At 72.1% G+C, this 20,382-nt stretch carries 14 protein-coding genes and 2 pseudogenes; 7 read left to right on the top strand and 9 right to left on the bottom strand.

Annotated elements, in window-relative coordinates; genetic code table 11:
• Position 1 precedes the first annotated feature (1 nt).
• From eboE to ACWD3O_RS16075, 3 genes are all read left to right on the top strand, one after another.
• Positions 2-1,174: a metabolite traffic protein EboE gene (eboE, locus tag ACWD3O_RS16085; protein WP_451416297.1), complete on the top strand. Its 1,173-nt coding sequence runs from the start codon at positions 2-4 to the stop codon at positions 1,172-1,174.
• The gene (locus tag ACWD3O_RS16080) at positions 1,171-2,553 is read left to right on the top strand and encodes an alkaline phosphatase family protein (protein WP_451416277.1); all 1,383 of its coding nucleotides are present in this window, start codon (positions 1,171-1,173) and stop codon (positions 2,551-2,553) included. Before eboE ends, ACWD3O_RS16080 begins: the two co-directional genes overlap by 4 nt.
• 65 nt (positions 2,554-2,618) lie before the next feature.
• Positions 2,619-3,815, top strand: a complete 1,197-nt coding sequence (locus tag ACWD3O_RS16075; RefSeq protein WP_451416276.1) for a sugar phosphate isomerase/epimerase family protein — start codon at positions 2,619-2,621, stop codon at positions 3,813-3,815.
• A 66-nt stretch (positions 3,816-3,881) separates the two neighbouring features.
• Here ACWD3O_RS16075 and ACWD3O_RS16070 read toward each other — a convergent pair whose 3' ends face one another.
• The 5 genes from ACWD3O_RS16070 to ACWD3O_RS16050 form a co-directional block, all read right to left on the bottom strand.
• Positions 3,882-4,769 carry an ATP-binding cassette domain-containing protein gene (locus ACWD3O_RS16070; protein ID WP_451408978.1) on the bottom strand — a complete coding sequence of 296 codons (888 nt, stop codon included), beginning with the start codon at positions 4,767-4,769 and terminating at the stop codon, positions 3,882-3,884.
• A complete protein-coding gene (locus ACWD3O_RS16065) occupies positions 4,769-5,710 on the bottom strand; it encodes an ABC transporter ATP-binding protein (RefSeq protein WP_451408977.1) in 942 nt (313 codons plus the stop codon). The genes ACWD3O_RS16070 and ACWD3O_RS16065 overlap by 1 nt, the downstream gene beginning before the upstream one ends.
• Positions 5,711-5,714: 4 nt before the next feature.
• A complete protein-coding gene (locus ACWD3O_RS16060) occupies positions 5,715-6,644 on the bottom strand; it encodes an ABC transporter permease (RefSeq protein WP_451416275.1) in 930 nt (309 codons plus the stop codon).
• Positions 6,641-7,639, bottom strand: coding sequence for an ABC transporter permease (locus ACWD3O_RS16055; protein ID WP_451416274.1), 999 nt, complete (start codon positions 7,637-7,639; stop codon positions 6,641-6,643). The genes ACWD3O_RS16060 and ACWD3O_RS16055 overlap by 4 nt, the downstream gene beginning before the upstream one ends.
• A 124-nt stretch (positions 7,640-7,763) precedes the next feature.
• Positions 7,764-9,494 (bottom strand): ABC transporter substrate-binding protein, encoded by a 1,731-nt coding sequence (locus ACWD3O_RS16050; protein ID WP_451408974.1) that lies wholly within the window; start codon positions 9,492-9,494, stop codon positions 7,764-7,766.
• A gap of 220 nt (positions 9,495-9,714) precedes the next feature.
• Between ACWD3O_RS16050 and ACWD3O_RS16045 the strand changes: the two genes are divergently transcribed.
• Positions 9,715-10,764 carry a LacI family DNA-binding transcriptional regulator gene (locus tag ACWD3O_RS16045; RefSeq protein WP_451416273.1) on the top strand — a complete coding sequence of 350 codons (1,050 nt, stop codon included), beginning with the start codon at positions 9,715-9,717 and terminating at the stop codon, positions 10,762-10,764.
• Positions 10,765-10,844: 80 nt separating this feature from the next.
• Here ACWD3O_RS16045 and ACWD3O_RS16040 read toward each other — a convergent pair whose 3' ends face one another.
• The 4 genes from ACWD3O_RS16040 to frc all read right to left on the bottom strand — a co-directional run bounded on the left by ACWD3O_RS16040 (position 10,845) and on the right by frc (position 16,350).
• The gene (locus tag ACWD3O_RS16040) at positions 10,845-11,267 is read right to left on the bottom strand and encodes a hypothetical protein (RefSeq protein ID WP_451416272.1); all 423 of its coding nucleotides are present in this window, start codon (positions 11,265-11,267) and stop codon (positions 10,845-10,847) included.
• 151 nt (positions 11,268-11,418) lie between these two features.
• Positions 11,419-12,780, bottom strand: coding sequence for an OFA family MFS transporter (locus tag ACWD3O_RS16035; RefSeq protein ID WP_451416271.1), 1,362 nt, complete (start codon positions 12,778-12,780; stop codon positions 11,419-11,421).
• Between the two features lie 187 nt (positions 12,781-12,967).
• Positions 12,968-15,100, bottom strand: a complete 2,133-nt coding sequence (locus ACWD3O_RS16030; protein ID WP_451416270.1) for an acetate--CoA ligase family protein — start codon at positions 15,098-15,100, stop codon at positions 12,968-12,970.
• Positions 15,101-15,105: 5 nt separating this feature from the next.
• Complete coding sequence (gene frc, locus ACWD3O_RS16025; protein WP_451416269.1) at positions 15,106-16,350, bottom strand: formyl-CoA transferase; 1,245 nt, start codon at positions 16,348-16,350, stop codon at positions 15,106-15,108.
• 172 nt (positions 16,351-16,522) lie between these two features.
• Here frc and sucC point away from each other — a divergent pair.
• The 3 genes and pseudogenes from sucC to ACWD3O_RS16010 all read left to right on the top strand — a co-directional run bounded on the left by sucC (position 16,523) and on the right by ACWD3O_RS16010 (position 20,336).
• Positions 16,523-17,676, top strand: a pseudogene (gene sucC / locus ACWD3O_RS16020) (ADP-forming succinate--CoA ligase subunit beta).
• An 11-nt stretch (positions 17,677-17,687) separates the two neighbouring features.
• Positions 17,688-18,566, top strand: a complete 879-nt coding sequence (sucD, locus tag ACWD3O_RS16015) for a succinate--CoA ligase subunit alpha (protein ID WP_451416268.1) — start codon at positions 17,688-17,690, stop codon at positions 18,564-18,566.
• A gap of 230 nt (positions 18,567-18,796) precedes the next feature.
• Positions 18,797-20,336 (top strand): annotated as a pseudogene (locus ACWD3O_RS16010) (aldehyde dehydrogenase family protein).
• Positions 20,337-20,382 lie beyond the last annotated feature (46 nt).

Here is a 20,382-nt window from a genome sequence, read left to right as displayed (position 1 = left end):
CATGCGCTTCCGGCACCCGGACGGCTCGGTCGTCCACCTCGCCTACTGCACCAACGTCCACCCCGCCGAGACTCTGGACGGCGTCCTCGCCCAGCTCCGGGACCACTGCGAACCCGTCCGCAGGCGTCTGGGCCGCGACCGGCTCGGCATCGGCCTCTGGCTCGCCCACGACGCCGCCCGCGCCCTCGCCGCCGACCCGGCCGCCCTGCGGCACCTGCGCGGCGAACTCGACCGCCGCGGCCTGGAGGTGGTCACCCTCAACGGCTTCCCCTACCAGGGCTTCGGTGCCCAGGAGGTCAAGTACCGCGTCTACACCCCGGACTGGGCCGACCCCGAACGCCTGGAGCACACCACGGCGCTGGCCCGCATCCTCACCCAGCTCCTCCCCGACGACGCCGCCGAGGGCACCATCTCCACCCTGCCCCTGGCCTGGCGCACCGCATACGACGAGGAACGCGCCGGCCGGGCCCTGGCCGCCCTGCGCACCCTGGGCGAACGGCTGGACGCGCTCCAGGAGCTCACCGGACGCTCCATCCGCGTCGGGCTGGAGCCGGAACCCGGCTGCGTGATCGAGACGACCGGCGACGCCGTCGTCCCCGTCACCGAGATCGCCCACCCCCGCATCGGCGTCTGCGTGGACACCTGCCACCTGGCCACCTCCTTCGAGGACCCGGAGACCGCCCTGGACGCCCTCGGGACGGCGGGCGTCCCCGTGGTCAAGTCCCAGCTCTCCGCCGCCCTGCACGCGCAGGACCCCGGACAGGACGCCGAACGCGAGGCGCTGGCAGCCTTCGCCGAGCCCCGCTTCCTCCACCAGACCCGCGCCCGCACCCCGGACGGCGCCCTGCGCGCCGTCGACGACCTGCCCGAGGCACTCGCCCCCGGCGGCCTGCCGCGCCACGTGCCCTGGCGTGCCCACTTCCACGTCCCGCTGCACGCCGCGCCCGTGCCGCCGCTCACCTCCACCCTGCCGGTCCTGCGGGCGGCGCTGGCCCGGCTCGTCGGCGGGCCCCGCCCCCGCACCCGCCACCTCGAGGTCGAGACCTACACCTGGCAGGCCCTGCCGCCCGAACTGCGTCCTCGCGACCGGGCCCGCCTCGCCGACGGCATCGCCGCCGAACTCACCCTGGCCGGCGACCTGCTGACCGACCTCGGCCTCAAGGAGCTGCCGTGACCCACCCGGTGAACCCGCTGCTGGTCCTCGACGTCGTCGGCCTCACCCCGCGCCTCCTGGACCACATGCCGCGCCTCAGGTCCCTCGCCGCCGAGGGCTCCAGCGCGCCGCTCGGCACCGTGCTGCCCGCCGTCACCTGCGCCGCCCAGTCCACCTTCCTCACCGGCGCGCTCCCCTCCGAGCACGGCATCATCGGCAACGGCTGGTACTTCCGCGAACTCGGCGACGTCCTGCTGTGGCGGCAGCACAACGGCCTGGTCTCCGGCGACAAGCTCTGGGACGCCGCCCGCCGCGTCAAGCCCGACTACACCGTCGCCAACATCTGCTGGTGGTACGCGATGGGCGCCGACACCGACATCACCGTCACCCCCCGCCCCGTCTACTACGCCGACGGCCGCAAGGAACCCGACTGCTACACCCGGCCGCCCGCCCTGCACGACGAACTCACCGCGGAACTCGGCACGTTCCCGCTGTTCAACTTCTGGGGACCGGGCGCCGACCTCGTCTCCAGCCGGTGGATCGTGGACGCCACCCGGCACATCCTGCGCACCCGCCGGCCCGACCTCGCCCTGTGCTACCTGCCCCACCTCGACTACGACCTGCAGCGCTACGGCCCCGACGACCCCCGCTCCCTGCGGGCCGCCGCCGACCTCGACGCCGCCGTCGCCCCCCTGCTGGACGACGCCCGCGCCGAGGGCCGCACCGTCGTCGCGCTCTCCGAGTACGGCATCACCCCGGTCTCCCGGCCGGTGGACGTCAACCGGGTGCTGCGCCGCGCCGGGCTGCTGGAGGTGCACACCCAGGACGGCATGGAGTACCTGGACCCGATGGCCTCCCGCGCCTTCGCCGTCGCCGACCACCAGACCGCCCACGTCTACGTCCGCCGCGGCGAGGACCTGGAGAGGGTCCGGGACCTGCTGGCGAAGGAGCCGGGCGTCGCCGAGGTCCTCGGCGACGAGGGCAAGAAGGCCCACGGCCTCGACCACCCGCGCGCCGGCGAACTGGTCCTGGTCGCCGAGCCGGACAGCTGGTTCACCTACTACTACTGGCTCGACGACGCCCGCGCCCCCGACTTCGCGCAGCTCGTGGAGATCCACCGCAAGCCCGGCTACGACCCCGCCGAGCTCTTCATGGACCCCCTCGACCCGTACGTGAAGCTGAAGGCGGCCGGAGCGCTGGCCCGCAAGAAGCTCGGCCTGCGCTACCGCATGGCCGTCGTCCCGCTGGACCCGTCACCCGTCCGCGGCAGCCACGGCCGGCTGCCCGAGCGCGACGAGGACGGTCCGCTCCTCCTGTGCTCCACCCCCCACGACCTCGGCGACCGCGTCGCGGCCACCGAGGTGAAGAACCTCCTGCTCGGCCTGGCAGGCCTCGCCTGACCGGGACTCTCGCCCGCACAGCCCACGTGAACCGCACGAGAGAACACACGAGAGAAGAGGCACCCGTGCAGCACAACCCCGAACACCCCGCGAACCCCGCGAACCCCGAGCACACCGCCGGCCCCGGCGAGGGCCTGCGCCGCGCCCTCGGCATCGGCCGCCGCGGCTTCCTGTCCACCTGCACCGCCGTCGCCGCCGGCGCCATAGCCGCCCCGGTCCTCGGCGCCGCCCCGGTGCACGCCGCCGACGGCCCGGTGGCGGGCGGCCGGGGCAAGGGCAGAGGACCCGTCCTGGTCCCCGCCGAGCGGCGCGGCATCATCCTCTACACGGTGCGCGACGCCATCGGCCGCGACCCGCTGACCACCGACCTCCCCTCCGGCTTCCGGGCCGTCTTCGAACAACTCGCCCGGTTCGGCTACCGGCAGGTGGAGTTCGCCGGCTACGGACAGCACGCCAACGCCCCCGGCGGCGCCAACCTGGAGTCCGTCGAGGGCGCCCGGCTGCTGCGCTCCTGGCTGGACGCGTACGGCCTGCGCGCCCAGGGCAACCACGGCTTCATCCCCGGCTCCTGGCCGCTCACCACCGCCGACGTGGACCGGTTCAAGCAGCACCTGGAGATCGCCGCCACCCTCGGCATGGACCACATGGGCACCGGCGGCGACCCCACCAACAGCTCGGTGAAGGCCGACTGGGACGTCGCCGCCGACAAGTGGAACGCGCTCGGCGAAATCGCCCGCGGCTTCGGGATCAAGCTCTACACCCACAACCACGACGCCGCCTACGGCTTCCTCCTCGACGGCGGCCCCCTGGACGCCCAGGGCCGCCCCACCCGCAGCTCCGGCGTCCGCAAGCTGGAGTACTTCCTGAAGGTCACCGACCCGCGCCTGGTGTGGCTGGAGATGGACGTCTTCTGGGCGCACGTCGCCCAGTACAAGTTCCGGTCCTTCACCGCCCACGACGGCTCCGTCCAGCAGGACGTCTTCGACCCCGCCGCCCTGGTGGCCGCCCACGACCGCCGCTACCCGCTGTTCCACGCCAAGGACGGCGTCCTCAACCCGGCGAGCGGCAACGGCTACGACATGGTGCCGTTCGGCACCGGCGTCATCGACTACACGGCCTTCTTCTCCCGCGTCGGCCACCGCACCACCCACCACCCGATGGTCGAGCAGGACAACGCCCCCAGCTCCACCGACCCCGGCCAGTCCCTGGAGCACGCCCGCATCGGCTACCGCAACATCGCCGCCCTGCGGCGCCGGCGGTAACCCCCCGACGACGCCGGGCGCGTGGCGGCGGAGCCCGCCACGCGCCCGGCCGGCCGGACCGCCCCCTCAGCCGCCCGGGCACCGGGGCAGCCGCGCGCAGGCCACGAAGTGGTCCGGCTCCACCTCGCACAGGTCGCCGTCGGCGCCCGCGTCGTGGAAGGCGCAGCTCTCCACGGGCTCCGCGTCGACCCAGTCCACGCCCAGGCGCGGCACCGCGGCCAGCAGATGACGGGTGTAGGGGTGCAGCGGATTGCCGAACACCTTCTCGGTCGCCCCCCGTTCCTCCACCCGCCCGTGGCGCAGCACCACCGTGCGCTCCGCCAGGTACGTGCCCAGCGACAGGTCGTGCGTGATGTACAGGACGCCCAGGCCCCGTTCCCGCAGGTCGCCCAGCAGGTTGAGCACGTCGATCCGGGTCGAGGCGTCCAGCATGCTGGTGATCTCGTCGGCGACCAGGAACTCCAGGCCGTCCAGGAGCAGCGCGCGGGCGATCAGCAGGCGCTGCAACTGGCCGCCGCTGAGCTGGTGCGGGTACTTGCCGAGGACCTGGGCCGGGTCCAGGCGCACGTCGCGCACCGCCGACTCCACCCGCTCCCGCCAGTCGGCCGCCGGGACCCGTGGATGGTAGGCCTCCTTCACCAGGGCGAAGACCCGGTCCGCCTTGAACACCGGGTTGAAGCAGCTGAACGGGTCCTGGAAGATCCCCTGCACCCGGCGGTAGTACTCCTTGCCGCCCCGCACCGGCTCGCCGTTCAGCGTCAGCGATCCCCCGTTCACCGGGGTCAGGCCGAGGATCATGCGCCCCAGGGTGGACTTGCCGCTGCCGCTCTCGCCCAGCAGGGTGACGACCTCCCCCCGCCCGACGGTGAAGGAGACCCGGTCCACGGCGGTCAGCGTGCTGCCGGAGAAGGTCCCGGTCCGGAACGTCTTGGTGACGCGGTCGAGTGTCAGCATCAGGCCTTCCAGCACGCTACGTGGTGATCGGGGGCGACCTCGACGACCGGCGGCTGCTCCGCGCACCCGTCGTCGGCCAGCGGGCACCGGTCGCGGAACCGGCATCCGGCGGGCGGGGAGAGCAGCGACGGCGGGCTGCCCTCGATGCCGGACAGCCGGCCCTGCGAGCGGCGCACGCCCGGCTCGGGCAGCGCGGCGAGCAGCCGGCGGGTGTACGGGTGGCGCGGGGCCGTGGTCAGCACCCCCGCCGGAGCCTTCTCGGCGAGCAGGCCCGCGTACATCACCATGATGGTGTCGGCGATGTGCGAGGTCAGCGCCAGGTCGTGGGTGATGAACACCATGCTGGTGACCAGGCCCTGGTCGCGCAGCCCCACCAGGGCGTGCGCGACGGCCTTCTGGTTGGAGACGTCCAGCGCGCTGGTCACCTCGTCCGCCACCAGCAGCGACGGGTCGAGCAGCGTGGAGATCACCATCACCGTGCGCTGCTTCATGCCGCCCGACAGCTCGATCGGGTAGCGCTCGAGGACCTCCGGCCCCAGCCCGACCAGCGCCAGCCGCCGGTGCAGCTCCGCGGTGTCCACGCTCACCCCGCGGGAGGCGAGCAGCTCGCGGATCATCCGGCCGATGCGCCGCGTCGGGTTCAGCGCGCTCATCGAGTACTGCGGCACCAGGGAGATGCGGCGGAAGCGGAAGGCGTTCATGGCGCGGTCGTCGCCCACCGGCACGTCGTCCCCGTCGAGGGTGACGGTGCCGCCGACGTGGCGCATCCGGCCGTCCATGCGGATGAGCGACTTGCCGAGCGTGGTCTTCCCGCAGCCCGACTCCCCGACCAGGCCCAGGATCTCGCCGTCGTCGACGGAGAAGCTGACGCCGTCCAGGGCGCGGACGTCGCCGCGCAGCGTGCGGTAGTGGACCCTCAGGTCGTCGACGGTCAGGGCCATGTCGTCACGACTCCCTCAGCTTGGGGTTGAACACCTCGTCCAGACCCACGTTGGCGACGTACAGCGCGCCGACGACGGCCGTGATGCCCACACCCGGCGGCACGAACCACCACCACAGGCCGAGCTGGAGCGCGCTCCACTGCTGGGCGCTCTGCAGCATCAGCCCCAGCGACACGCCGTCGGTCGGGCCGAGGCCGATGAAGTCGAGGGAGGAGGCGATGAGGATGGAGCCGCCGAAGAGCAGGATGAACGTCATGAAGAGGTAGCTGCTCATGTTCGGCGCGATCTCCCGGAAGATGATCTTCCAGGTGCGGCTGCCGCTCAGCCGGGCCAGGTCGACGAAGTCGCGGGTGCGGAGACTGAACGTCTGCGCGCGGATCGCCCGCGCCGCCCACGGCCACGAGGTCAGCCCGATGAACAGGCCCTGCACCGGCACGCTGCGCACGCCGAGGTAGGCGTTGACGATGAGCAGCACCGCCAGGGAGGGGATGACCAGCACGATGTTGGTGAACATGGTCAGCACCTCGTCCACCCAGCCGCCCCGGTAGCCGGCGAAGAACCCGACCAGCATGGCGATCACCGCGGCGATGCCGCCGCCGATCACGCCCACCAGGAAGGTGGCGCGCAGGCCGTGGACGAACTGGGCGAAGACGTCCTGCCCGAAGGAGGTCGTGCCGAACCAGTGCTCGCCGTCCGGCGGCGCCGCCTGCGGCCCGGAGTAGGCGTTGGGGTCCGCGTTGTCCAGCAGCAGCGGACCGACCAGCCCGGTCAGCAGGAGCACGGCGACCACCGCCAGCCCGATGAGCAGCTTGGGGTTGCGGATCGCGTAGTGCAGGGTCTCCCTGGTGGGGGTGAGCGGCGGCGACTGCTGCGCCGCCTCGGTGACGGCGGCCGGCTCGGTCGCCGGGTCGCCCGGTGGGGGCATCGCGTTCATGACTGGCCTCCCGCCATGCCGGTGCGCGTCCGGGGGTCGACGACCACGTACACGAGGTCGATGATGAAGTTGGCGATCAGTACGCCGATCACGATGAACAGGAAGGTGCCCTGGAGCAGGAAGAAGTCGCGGTTCTGGATCGCCGCGAGGATCAGGCTGCCCAGGCCCGGGTAGTTGAAGACGATCTCCGTCACCAGCGCGCCGGCCACCAGGACGCCCAACTGCAGCGCCAGACCGGTGATCTGGGGGAGGACGGCGTTGCGGAACGCGTATCTGCGGATCAGCCGCTGCGGCGCGCCCAGGGCGGACAGGTACGAGGAGTGGTCCGCCTCCAGCTCGTAGATGATCATGTTGCGCATGCCGATGGCCCAGCCGCCCAGCGCCACCAGGAACAGGGACAGGAAGGGCAGCACCCAGTGGTGCAGCGCGTCGGTGAGGAAGGCCCAGCTCCAGGTCGGCTGCAGGTGTTCCAGGCTGTACGCGCCCGAGACCGGGAACCAGCCGGCCTTGGCGCCCAGCACCCAGGCCAGCAGGACGGCGATCCACATGTACGGCATGGCCGTCAGCAGGTACCCGACCGGCAGCACCGTGTTGTCCAGCACCTTGCGGCGGGCGGCCAGGGCGCCGAGCCAGTTGCCGACGAACCAGCTGAGCAGGATGGCCGGGACCATCAGGGCGAGGGTGTACGGCAGGGCGCCCATGATGATCTCGCCGACCGGCTGGGGGAAGACCCAGATCGACAGGCCGAAATCGCCCTGCAGCAGCGACGACCAGAAGCTCAGGTACTGCTCCCAGACGGGCCGGTCGAAGCCGAAGAGCTCGTTGTAGTAGGTCCTCATGTGCTCCACGGCCTCGGGCTGCGAGACACGGGCGCGGGAGATCATCGAGGAGACGGGGTCGCCCGGCATGAAGCGCGGGATCATCCAGTTCACCGTGACGGCGAAGACGAACGTGAGGACGTAGACGAGGAGCTTGCGGGCGAAGTAGCGGCGCAAGGAAAACTCCAGGATCGCAGGCGGCGGGGGAGGGCGGCGCGCGGGGAGGCCGCCGGAGGCGGGCCCGTCCACCGCCTCCGGTGGCGCACGGGTGCCTGCGGCGGCCTCCCCGGCCGCGCGGGGCTTACTGCTTCGCGGGCTTGAGGCCGGTCAGCGCCTCGAAGCCGCCCAGTTCCAGCCAGTTGCGCCACAGCGTCGGCGCGTGGTGGTTGTCGCCCTTCTCGGAGGGCCAGTTGGTCCACACCCCGGTGGTCGACTGCGACCAGAGGCCGTTGTACCAGAGCGGGATGACCGGCATCTCCTCCAGCTGGATCTCCTGGATCCGCGAGATCGCCTCCTTCATGCCCGCCTCGTCGTCGGTCCTGACCCCGCCGAGCTCCTGGACGAGCTTCCAGGCCTCCTCGTTCTCGTAGCGGCCGAAGTTCACCGTGTTCTGCTGGTCGCGGACCGGCAGCTGGAACATGTACTCGTAGTACGTCCACGGGGTGTTGGAGAGCTGCCGCTCGTTGTTGATCAGCAGGTCGAAGTCACCCTTGGCACGCAGGTCGTTGAGCGCGTTCTGGTCCGGGAACTCGGTCGTCACGTCGATGCCCGCGGCCTTGGCGCCCTCCGCGATGACCTTCGCCGCCTCCATCCAGTCGGTCCAGCCGGACGGCACGATCAGCTTCAGCGCGACCTTGTCGCCGCTCCTGTCCTCCACCATCCCGTCGCCGTCGGTGTCCTTGTACCCGGCGTCCTGCAGAAGGCTCTTGGCCTTGGCGGTGTCGAACGAGAAACCGCTGCTCGCGGTCAGCGACTTGTCGACGAAGGCGTCCCACTGCGGCAGCAGGCCGGTCGGGTCGGCCGGCCGCACCAGGTCTCCGTACACGCCCTTGACGATCTTGCCGGTGTCGACGGAGAACGCCAGCGCCTTGCGGAAGGCGGCGTCGTCCATCGGCTTGCGGGTCGTGTTGGGCACCAACCACGCGGTGTTGGCGGACAGCATGTACGGCGGCTTGTCGTAGTACGAGACGGCCTTGCCGCTCTTGATCAGCGAGGCCGCGCCGGGGAGGAAGTTGTTGCTGAGGTCCAGCTGCCCCTGCCCGATCTGGCCGATGACCACCTCGTTGCTGGGGTTGGAGATGTCGACGATGTACTTCGGCGCGGGCTTCATGTCGAGCGCCTCGACGCCCCACCAGTCGTCGCGCCGCTCCCACACCACCCGGTCCTGGGTGTGGCTCTTGAGGTTGTACGCCCCCGTCACCACCGGCTTGTCGTTGACGCCGTTGAGGACCTCCTCGTCGGACAGCTCGCCCCACGCGTGCTCCGGGACGATCGGCTGACCGTAGAGGGTGTAGTCCCACTCCTGGTAGCGGGCCTCCTCGAAGGTGAAGCGCACGGTCCGCTCGTCGACGGCCTCCGCCTTGCCCAGCCAGTCCCACAGCGTGTGGAACGAGGCCGCCTCCAGCTTGCCGATCTCGTAGGAGAAGACGACGTCCTGGGCCTTCAGCGGCTTGCCGTCCGACCACGTCACGCCGGAACGCAGCGTGACCTCGTAGGTCTTGTCGTCGGTCCACGAACCGCTCTCCGCCAGCCAGGGGACCAGCTCGCCCTTCTGCGGGTCGAAGTGGAACAGCGTCTCGTAGGCCAGGCCCTTGGTGCCGGTGGCGTGGTCCCAGTTGCGCAGCGGGTTGTAGTTCGCGGGCGGGCCCCACTGGGTGCCGCTCGTGTACAGGGTCTCGTTCCTCGGAAGCCCCTTCTCCCCGACGGGGCCTGACTTGCCGTCCGGGGTCGTGGAGGACCCCCCGCCCGTGCACGCCGTGACGAGCATGCCGCCGGCGGCCAACAGAGCGATGAACCGCGCCCGGATACGCATCGGTCAACTCCCTCCCCGCCCCTCGTCGGGCGGAGCAACTGAACCGGGTAAGTGGCGGAAGTCTGGGCCCGTCCCGCAGTCGTGTCAAGGGGTCGCGGGAGCGCTCCCGTGGCTTCGTTACAAGGGAGTTGTTATGGCGGCGGCACTGCTGGGCAGACCTGGACGTGCGGCGGTGCCGCTACGATGACGGCCCACTCATGAAGCGGTTAAGCGAGGTCACATGTCCAGGCGTCGCCCCACCATGGAGGACATCGCGCGCCGCGCGGGCGTCTCCAAGGTCGCGGTCTCGTACGCGCTCAACGACCGGCCCGGCGTGTCGCCGGGGACCCGCGCCGAGATCAAGCGCATCGCCCGGGAGATCGGCTGGCGGCCCAACAGCGCCGCCCGCGCGCTGACCCGCGCCCGCGCCGACGCCGTCGGACTCGTCTCCTCCAGGCCCGCCCAACTCCTCGGGGCGGAACCGTTCTTCATGGGACTGATCAGCGGCATGCAGGACGAACTGGCCGCCCACGGGCGGGCGCTGACCCTGCAGTTCGTCCCCGACGAGACGCAGGAGATGGAGGTCCACCGCCGCTGGTGGGGCGAGGGCCGGGTCGACGGCGTCCTCCTCACCGACCTGCGCGCCGGCGACCCGCGCATCGAGCTGACGCGGGAACTTGGCCTGCCCGCGGTGGCCGTCGGCCACCCCGGCGCGGCGGGCGGGCTGCCGGCGGTCTGGTCCGACGACGCGGTGGCCCTCGGCCACACCCTGCGCTACCTCCACGCGCTCGGCCACCGCTCGGTCGCCCGGGTCGCCGGGCTGCGCGCCCTCGACCACACGGCGCGGCGGGACCGGGCGCACCGGGAGGTCTGCGCGGAACTGGGGATGGCACCGCCCGCCATCGTCCACACCGACTACTCGGGGGAGGAGGGCGCGCGGGCCGCCCGGTCGCTGCTGATCGGCCCCGGACGGCCGACGGCCATCGTCTTCGACAACGACATCATGGCGGTCGCCGGGCTCTCGGTCGCCGACGAACTGGGGCTGCGGGTCCCGGAGGAACTCTCCCTGGTCGCCTGGGACGACTCACAGCTCACCCGCGTGGTGCGGCCGGCGATCACGGCGCTGAACCGGGACATCCCGGCGTACGGTCGGCACGCGGTCCGCACGCTGCTCGCCCTGGTGGGGGAGGGGTGGGCGGAGGACCAGGAGGACGAACCGGCCCGCCTCCTCCCCCGAGCCAGCACCGCCCCCGCCCCCCTCGACCGCACCCCCTCCACCAGCCAGGCCTGACCGGGCGGGCGTCGGGCCCCACCTCACCGCCACCGCCCGGCCTGCGGCAACTCCTCACCCCCACCCCGGAGGCCGGGTCGTCAGGTCCGCTCCACCGCTGCCCCGCTCCCGCGGAACGACCTCACCGAGGCGTACCCGCACAGGCCCGCCGCGGCGAGCGGAACGACCGGGACGAGCACCATCGTCGCCCATCGCACCGCGCCGGTGTCGACCACGGTGTACGTCCCCCACGGGGACCGGGCGACGGGCACGGTCTCCCCGGGCACGCCGTCGTGGCGGACCCCCGCCCGGCCGCCCGAGGCGAGCCGGCCCTCGCACACGACGTGACGGCCGCTCCGCCCGCCCCCTTCCTGCCGGCACGCGGAGATCCGCAGCCGGTCCTCGGTTCCCAGCAGTCCCACGCCCACGAGTCCACCGGCCACGGTCCACAAGGCCGCCCCCGCGCACAGCACGGCCACCAGTCCCCACGCCGCGGACGCCACCCGCCCCGCCCCTCTCGTCACGGCGTCAGCCTAGGTATCCCTCCGGGTCCGTGCCCGTGGAACAGGCGCGGCCCCGTGCCGGGTACGCGCGGAAGGGCCCTGCCAGGGGTGGCAGGGCCCTTCCGTGATCGGCGGGCGGGTGAGGGGCGGCCCGTGTGCGGGGCGCCCGGGGTCACCGGATGCTGATGAGGCGGTGGCGTTCCCGTCCCGGCGGGGAGAGGAAGAGCGCCACCAGGCAGGCGAAGAACGAGATGCAGCCCGCCAGGGTGAAGGCGCCGTCCAGGCCCCAGGCGTCGACGACCACGAAGCCCATGCCCGCGCCCAGTCCGGAGACCAGCTTGGAGCTGTAGACCATGCCGTAGTTGGTGGCGTTGTTGTTCTCGCCGAAGTAGTCCGCGGTCATCGCGGCGAACATCGGGAAGATGGCGCCACCGCCGAAGCCGGAGATGGCCGAGAACGTCAGGAACAGCGGCAGGTTCCGGATGTCCGCGGACCAGATGATGCCGAACTGCGCGAGACCCAGGATGACGCAGACCGCGATCAGGCACTGCTTGCGCCCGTAGCGGTCGGAGAGCCAGCCGATCACACCCCGCCCGGTGCCGTTGACGATCGCCTTCAGGGACATGGCGGTGGCCACGATCCCGGCGGCGAAGCCGGCCTCCTGCCCGATGTCGACCTGGAAGGCGATGCCGAAGATGTTCACGCCCGACGTGCAGGCGAGACAGAACCACATCAGCGCCACCCGGCCGGTCTTCCACGCCTCCAGCGGGCTGTACTGCTTGACGGCCGGCGGGTTCTTCTCCAGCGAGCGGCGGGCCCGCGGGTCCTCAGGCGGGGAGAGCGGGTCGACCTCGGCGGGCCACCAGTTCTTCGGCGGGTCCTTGAAGAAGTACCCCGCGACGCCCACCACCGCGGAGAGGAAGAGCCCCACCGTGACCAGGACCCACTGGAAGTTACCGATGTCCATGAAGCCCGTGAAGATGAACACGAAGGGCACCGAGCCGTAGGCGAAACCGCCGTTGACGAAGCCGGTCTTGCCGCCCTTGCGCTCCGGATACCACTTGCCCACCATGTTGACGCAGGTGGCGTACACCATGCCCGCGCCCATCCCGCTGAACATGCCGAAGCCGATGAACGCCAGCATCACGTGCGGCGCGTAGGCGAGGGACACGTAACCCAGCAGCGTGCCGAGCGCGCCGAGCATCATCGCGGAGCGCGCCGGCAGCTTCCCGCTCTCCCGGAGCCGGCCGGCCGGGAAGGCCACCGCGGCCTGGAAGAAGACCCACACGGTCATCATCCAGTAGATGGCCCCGCTGTCCCAGTGGTGCGCCGCGTGCAGGGTGTCCTCCGCGGACGCGAACGCGTACTCCGCCGAGGAGATGCCCATCATGCCCACCCAGGGCAGGACGACCATCCAGATCCGCTTGCGGCCCGTGATGTCGATGTCGGACTCGCCCAGCCGGTACACCCGGCCGTTGCCGTCCGTGACCTCCCGGTAGGGAAGTGGTGTTGCGAGATCGTCGGTTGCTGTCATTGTGGGAAAGCACCCCTCGCGTTCGAAAGACCTGGCCAGCGCCCCCTGTCCCATTCCTTTCGTGTGCGCACGGGTCCCGGTGGCGGCCGACCGCACCGTCGGCCGCCCCGTCGCCTCACGCCCTCATCGACCACCACCCGTCCCGTCGCCCTCGTCGTGGATGCCGGACGTCACCGTCGCCGAAGGCTCACAGCAGCCGCGCGGCCCGCGCCCACCGGTACTTGGCGCCCAGCACCGCCACCGGCTTCTCCGTGGTGTACGGGTAGGCCACCACCCCGTGCTCGAAGAGGTACTGGCACGCCTCCTCGACCTCCACGTCACCGGCCAGGGAGGCCACCACCGGCTTCTCGATCCCGCGTTCGCGGTACTCGGCCACCACCCGCGCGGTCAGCTCCGCGAAGACCATCGGCGGGGTGACGATGGTGTGCCAGTAGCCGAGGACCAGCGCGTGGATCCGCTCGTCCTCCAGACCCAGCCGGATCGTCGCCTCGTACGTCGAGGGCGGCTCGCCGCCGGTGATGTCCACCGGGTTGCCGGCCGCGCCGAACGGCGGGATGAAGCGGCGGAACGCCTCGTCCAGGTCCGGCGGTATCTCCATCAGCGACAGCCCGTTGTCCGTCACCGCGTCCGACAGCAGCACGCCGCTGCCCCCGGCCCCGGTGATGATCACCACGTTGTCGCCCCGGGGCGTCGGCAGCACCGGCAGCGCCCGCGCGTACTCCAGCATGTCGTTGAGCCCCGGGGCCCGGATCACGCCCGCCTGGCGGAGGATGTCGTCGTACACGGCGTCGTCACCGGCCAGCGCGCCGGTGTGCGAGCCCGCCGCCTTGGCGCCCGCCGCGGTCCGGCCCGCCTTGAGGACCACCACCGGCTTCTTCGGCACGGTCGCCCTGGCGGCCTCGACGAACGCCCGGCCGTCCTTCAGGTCCTCCAGGTGCATGGCGATGCACTCGGTGTGCGGGTCCTCCGCGAACCAGGTCAGCAGGTCGTCCTCGTCGATGTCCGACTTGTTGCCGAGGCCGACGATCGCCGACACCCCGGTCCTGGTGGTGCGCGCGAAGCCCAGGATGGCCATGCCGATGCCGCCGGACTGCGAGGTCAGCGCCACCCCGCCCTTGACGTCGTACGGCGTGCAGAAGGTGGCGCAGAGGTCCTGCCAGGTGGAGTAGTAGCCGTAGATGTTCGGCCCGAGCAGCCGCACGCCGTGGCGCTCGGCTACGGCGACGATCTCCTCCTGGAGCGCGTGCTCACCGGTCTCCGCGAAGCCGGACGGGATGAGCACGGCGTTGGGGATCTTCTTCCGGCCCACCTCCTCCAGCGCCGCCGCGACGAACTTCGCCGGGATGGCGAAGACCGCCACGTCCACCTCGCCGGGAACGTCCAGGACGCTCTTGTACGCCTTGCGGCCCAGGATGTCGTCGGCCTTGGGGTTCACCGGATGGATCTCGCCGGAGAAGCCGCCGTCGACGAGGTTGCGCATCACCGAATTGCCGATCTTCCCCTGCTCGTTGGAGGCGCCGACGACCGCCACCGAGGACGGCTGCATCAGCCGGCGCATCGAGGTGAGGATCTCCTCCCGGCCGTACCTCCGGCGCGGGCGCGGTGTCGACCCGGCGAGGATGACGCGGATGTCCGCGGCCGTCGCGCCCTCCGGCGTGGCGATCACCGGGTTGAGGTCCACCTCGGCGATCTCCGGGAAGTCGGTGACCAGTTGGGAGACCCGGCGGATCTGCTCCGCGACGGCCCACCGGTCCACGGCGGGCGCCCCGCGCACCCCGCGCAGCACCTCGGCGGCCCGGATGGAGTCCAGCATGCCGAGGGCGTCGTCGGCGTCCACCGGCGCCAGCCGGAAGGTGACGTCCTTCAGGACCTCCACCAGCACGCCGCCCAGCCCGAAGGCCACCACCTTGCCGAAGGTCGGGTCGGTCACCGCCCCGACGATCACCTCCTGGCCGGACGGCAGCAGCTCCTGCACCTGCACGCCCTCGATCCGGGCCTCGCGGTCGTAGGCCCTGGCGTTCTCCACGATCCTCAGGAACGCCGCCCGCGCCGCCGCCGCGCCCTCCACGCCCACGATCACCCCGCCGGCGTCGGTCTTGTGGAGGATGTCCGGCGAGACGATCTTCATCACCACGGGCCCGCCGAAGCGCGCGGCCGCGCAGACCGCCTCCTCCACGTCCCGGGCGAGCGCCTCGCGCGGCACGGCGATCCCGTACGCGTCGGCGACCACCTTGCCCTCCGGCGCGGTCAGCGCCGTGCGGCCCTCGGCGCGCACCGCTTCCAGCAGTTCGCGTACCCGCCGCTGCCTGTCGTCGGCCATCACGCTCAGATCACTCCGTTCGACTTGAGAAGGCGCAACTCCTCGTCACCGAGACCGAGTTCGCCGACGTAGACCTCTTCGTTGTGTTCGCCCAGCAGCGGGGAGCTGCGTACCTCGACGGGCGAGTCGGAGAGCTTGATGGGGCTGCCGACGGTGACGAACTCGCCCCGCTCCTTGTGCGGGACGCGCACCACCATCCCGTTGGCCACCAGCGACTCGTCCTCGATGATCTCCCTGGTGGAGAGCACCGGCCCGCAGGGGATGTTGTACCGGTTCAGCTCCTCCAGCACCTGCCACTTGGGCAGCGAGGCGGACCACTCCTCGATGAGCTGGAACATCTTGCCGATCTTCGGCAGCCGCGCCTCCGGCGTCGCCCAGCCCGGGTCGTCGGCCAGCTCCGGCCGGCCGATCAGCTCGGTGATCGGCTTCCAGCCGACCGGCTGCACGATCACGTAGACGTAGTCGTTCGGGCCGCCGGGCGCGCACCGGACCGCCCACCCCGGCTGCCCGCCGCCCGAGGCGTTCCCGGAGCGCGGCACCTCGTCGCCGAAGTCCTCGTTGGGGTACTCGGCGAGGGGACCGTGCGCCAGGCGCTGCTGGTCCCGCAGCTTCACCCGGCACAGGTTCAGCACGGCGTGCTGCATGGCCACGTTGACCCGCTGGCCGCGCCCGGTCCGCTCCCGCTGGTACAGCGCGGCGAGGATGCCGGCCACGGTGTGCACCCCGGTGCCCGAGTCGCCGATCTGGGCCCCGGTGGCGGTCGGCGGGCCCTCCTCGAACCCGGTCGTGGACATCGAGCCGCCCATCGCCTGGGCGACCACCTCGTAGGCCTTGAAGCCGGTGTACGGGCCGTCGCCGAAGCCCTTGATGGAGGCGTAGACGATCCGCGGGTTGATCTCCTGGATGCGCTCCCAGGTGAAGCCCATCCGGTCGACGGCGCCGGGGCCGAAGTTCTCCACCATCACGTCGGACCGGCGGATCAGTTCGGTCAGAAGCTCCTTGCCGCGCTCGCTCTTGGTGTTGAGGGTGATGCTGCGCTTGTTGCAGTTGAGCATCGTGAAGTAGAGGGAGTCGACGTCCGGGAGGTCACGCAGCTGCTTGCGCGTGATGTCGCCTGACGGCGCCTCCAGCTTGACGACGTCCGCACCCATCCAGGCGAGCAACTGGGTGGCGGACGGGCCGGACTGGACATGCGTCATGTCCAGCACCCGGATGCCGTCGAGGGCCTTGTCTGTCGCAACGGTGGTCACCGTCGGGTCACCTCACTTGTCCATCGACCTTGTCCATCGACCGGTTCGGAGTGCCGCTGTGCGCGCTACCGTCGTACATTGCATACAGTCGACGAATACTGTATGAAGCTTGTTATCCCGCATCCGGTCGGTGGTGTCCAGGGGGCGTGCGGCACTTTCATCAGGAGCCGGAATGGACCTTTTCGAGTACCAGGCAAGGGAACTCCTCGACGAGTACGGCGTGCCGACGCCACGGGCGGAGGTGACGGACCAGGCCGGCCGGGCACGCGAGATCGCCCGCCGCCTCGGCGGCCGGGCCGTGGTCAAGGCGCAGGTGAAGACCGGCGGGCGCGGCAAGGCGGGCGGGGTCCGGCTCGCCGCCGATCCCGCCGAGGCGGAACGCGTCACCCGCCGCATCCTCGGCACGGACATCAAGGGCCACACCGTCCGCAGCGTGATGCTGGCCCAACCCGTGGACATCGCGCGCGAGTTCTACGTCTCCTACGTCCTCGACCGGACGTCCGGGCGGTTCCTCGCCATCGCCTCCGCGGAGGGCGGCATGGACATCGAGGAGGTCGCCGCCACCCGCCCGGAGGCCGTCGTCCGCATGCCCGTCGACCCGGCCGAGGGCGTCACCGCCGCGGTGGCCGGGCGGATCGCCGAGGCGGCCGCGCTGCCCCCGCGGTCGGTGGACGTCCTGATGCGGCTCTGGCGCGTCCTCACCGCAGAGGACGCCCTCCTCGTCGAGGTCAACCCGCTGGTCGAGACCGCCCAGGGCAGATCGTGGCCCTGGACGGGAAGGTGACCCTGGACGACAACGCCCGCTTCCGCCACCCCCTGAGGGACGACCACGGCGACACGGCCCAGGACCGCCTGGAGGCCGCGGCGGCCGAACGCGGCCTGCACTACGTCAAGCTGGACGGCGAGGTCGGCGTCATCGGCAACGGAGCCGGCCTGGTGATGTCCACCCTCGACGTGGTGGCCGGCTGCGGCGCCCGCCCGGCCAACTTCCTCGACATCGGCGGCGGCGCCTCCGCCCACGTCATGGCCGACGGCCTCTCCGTGGTCCTCTCCGACCCCGGCGTCAGGTCCGTCCTCGTCAACGTCTTCGGCGGCATCACCGCCTGCGACACCGTAGCCGACGGCATCGTCCGCGCCCTGGAGAGCGTCGACCTCACCCGGCCGCTGGTGGTGCGGCTCGACGGCAACAACGCCGCCCGCGGCCGGGCGATCCTGGCCGAGCGCGGCCATCCGCTCGTCGAGCAGGCCACCACCATGGACGGCGCCGCCCGACGCGCCGCCGAACTCGCCCACGCCGCCCACGCCGCCCACGGGCCCCGGACCTGAGGAGTACCGACATGGCCGTTTTCCTCACCCAGGAGAGCAGGATCCTCGTCCAGGGGATGACCGGCGGTGAAGGCATGAAGCACACCCGCCGCATGCTGGCCGCCGGCACCGACGTCGTCGGCGGCGTCAACCCGCTCAAGGCGGGCCGCACCGTCGGCTTCGACGACCGCAAGGTCCCGGTCTTCGGCAGCGTCGCCGAGGGCATCGAGGCCACCGGCGCCGACGTCAGCGTGGTCTTCGTGCCGCCCGCCCACGTCCGCGCGGCCGTCACCGAGGCCGCCGACGCCGGCATCGGCCTCGCCGTCGTCATCACCGAGGGCGTCCCCGTCCACGACACGGTGGCCTTCACCGACCACGCCCGCCGCAGCGGCACCCGGGTCGTCGGCCCCAACTGCCCCGGCCTGATCAGCCCCGGCCGGTCCAACGCGGGGATCATCCCCGCCGACATCACCCGGCCCGGCCCCGTCGGCCTGGTCTCCAAGTCCGGCACCCTCACCTACCAGCTGATGTACGAGCTGCGGGACTTCGGGTTCTCCACCTGTGTCGGCATCGGCGGCGACCCGGTCGTCGGCACCACCCACATCGACTGCCTGCGGGCCTTCGAGGACGACCCGGACACCCGGTTGATCGTCCTCATCGGCGAGATCGGCGGCGACGCCGAGGAACGCGCCGCCGCCCACATCCGCGACCACGTCAGCAAACCGGTCGTCGGCTACGTCGCCGGATTCACCGCCCCGGAGGGGAGGACCATGGGCCACGCCGGCGCCATCGTCTCCGGCTCCTCGGGCACCGCCGCCGCCAAGAAGGCCGCGCTCGAGGCCGCCGGCGTCCGGGTGGGCTCCACCCCCACCGAGACCGCCCGCCTCGCCGCGGCCCTCCTCCGCGGCTGACCGCCCCGCCCCCGGACCTCCGCGGCTGACCGCCCGCCCCCGGACCTCCGCGGCTGACCGCCGGTCCGCTGGACCTCCGCGGCTGACCGCCCGCCCCGGTCCGGGGGCGCGGCTGCTGCCCAGTGGTCGCCCCGCGCGGCCGACGGTTCCGGTCACTGCCCGCCCCCGCTTCCCGCCCCCGCACCCGCCCCCCGCCCCCGCCCACCGGACCTCACCGAGAGCGGAGACCCATGCCTCCCCTGGTACTGAAATCCGGCACCTCCTGGACCGACGCCTGGCAGCGCGCGCTCGCCGCCGCCCCCGAGGCGTTCCGGGACGACCGCGTCCTCAACCTCTGGAACGGCGCCTGGCACCCCGACGGCCACCCCCTGCCCGCCACCAGCCCCGTCGACGGCACCCCCGTCGCCGGGCCGCCCCGGCTGGACGCCGCCACCGCGCACGCCGCCGTCCGCGCCGCACTCGACCAGCACCGCGCCTGGCGCCACGTCCCCCTCCCCGAGCGCCGCGCCCGCGTCGCCGCCACCCTCGACTCCCTCGCCCGCCACCGCGACCTGCTCTCCCTCCTGCTGGTCCGGGAGATCGGCAAACCCTGGAGGTCGGCCACCGCGGACGTCGACCGCTGCGTCGACGGCGTGCGCTGGTACGTCGAGGGCATCGACCGGATGCTGGACGGCCGCACCCCGCTGGACGGACCCGTCTCCAACATCGCGAGCTGGAACTACCCGATGAGCGTCCTGGTCCACGCCCTCCTCGTCCAGGCCCTGGCCGGCAACGCGGTGATCGCCAAGACCCCCACCGACGGCGGCGTCGCCTGCCTCACCCTGGCCTGCGCGCTCGCCGCCCGCGAGGGCGTCCCGGTCACCGCTGGTCAGCGGCGGCGGCAGCGAGCTCTCCCGCGCGCTGGTCCGGGCCCCCGAGATCGGCTGCGTCTCCTTCGTCGGCGGCCGCGACACCGGCGCCGCCGTCGCCACCGCCGTCGCCGACCTCGGCAAACGGCACATCCTCGAACAGGAGGGCCTCAACACCTGGGGCGTGTGGCGGTACAGCGACTGGGACGCCCTGACCGCCGTGATCCCCAAACTCTTCGACTACGGCAAACAGCGCTGCACCGCCTACCCCCGCTTCGTCGTCCAGCGCACCCTCTTCGACGCCTTCCTGGCCGCCTACCTGCCCGCCGTCCGCACCCTGCGCATCGGCCACCCGCTCGCCGTCGAGCATCCCGACGACCCGTACCCCACCCTGGACTTCGGCCCCGTGATCAACGCCGCCAAGGCCAAGGACCTCCACGACCAGGTGGCCGAGGCGATCGACCGCGGCGCCGTCCCCCTGCACCGCGGCAGCGACCGGGACGCCCGCTTCCTCCCCGGCCAGGACACCTCCGCCTACGTCCGGCCCGTCACCCTCCTCAACCCGCCCCCGTCCTCGCCGCTCCACCACGCCGAACCCTTCGGCCCGGTCGACACCATCGTCCTGGTGGACACCGAGGCCGAACTCCTGGCCGCCATGAACGCCTCCAACGGCGCCCTTGTCGCCACCCTCTCCACCGACGACCCGGCCGTCCACGAACGCCTCGCCCCGCAGATCCGCGCCTTCAAGACCGGCCACAACCGCCCCCGTTCACGCGGCGACCGCGAGGAACTGTTCGGCGGCTTCGGCCACTCCTGGCACGGCGCCTTCGTCGGCGGCGACCTCCTGGTCCGCGCCGTCACCCACGGCCCGCCGGGGGAGCGGCTGCCGGGCAACTTCCCGGACCACCACCTGATGCCGTAGCCCGACCGCCGGCCAGCGTCTCCCCGCGGGGAGACTGAGCAGGCGC

The organism is Streptomyces sp. NPDC002640, from assembly GCF_053592575.1.
The sequence above is the reverse complement of the archived record's forward strand: the minus strand, read 5'-3'. Positions and strand labels throughout refer to the sequence as shown.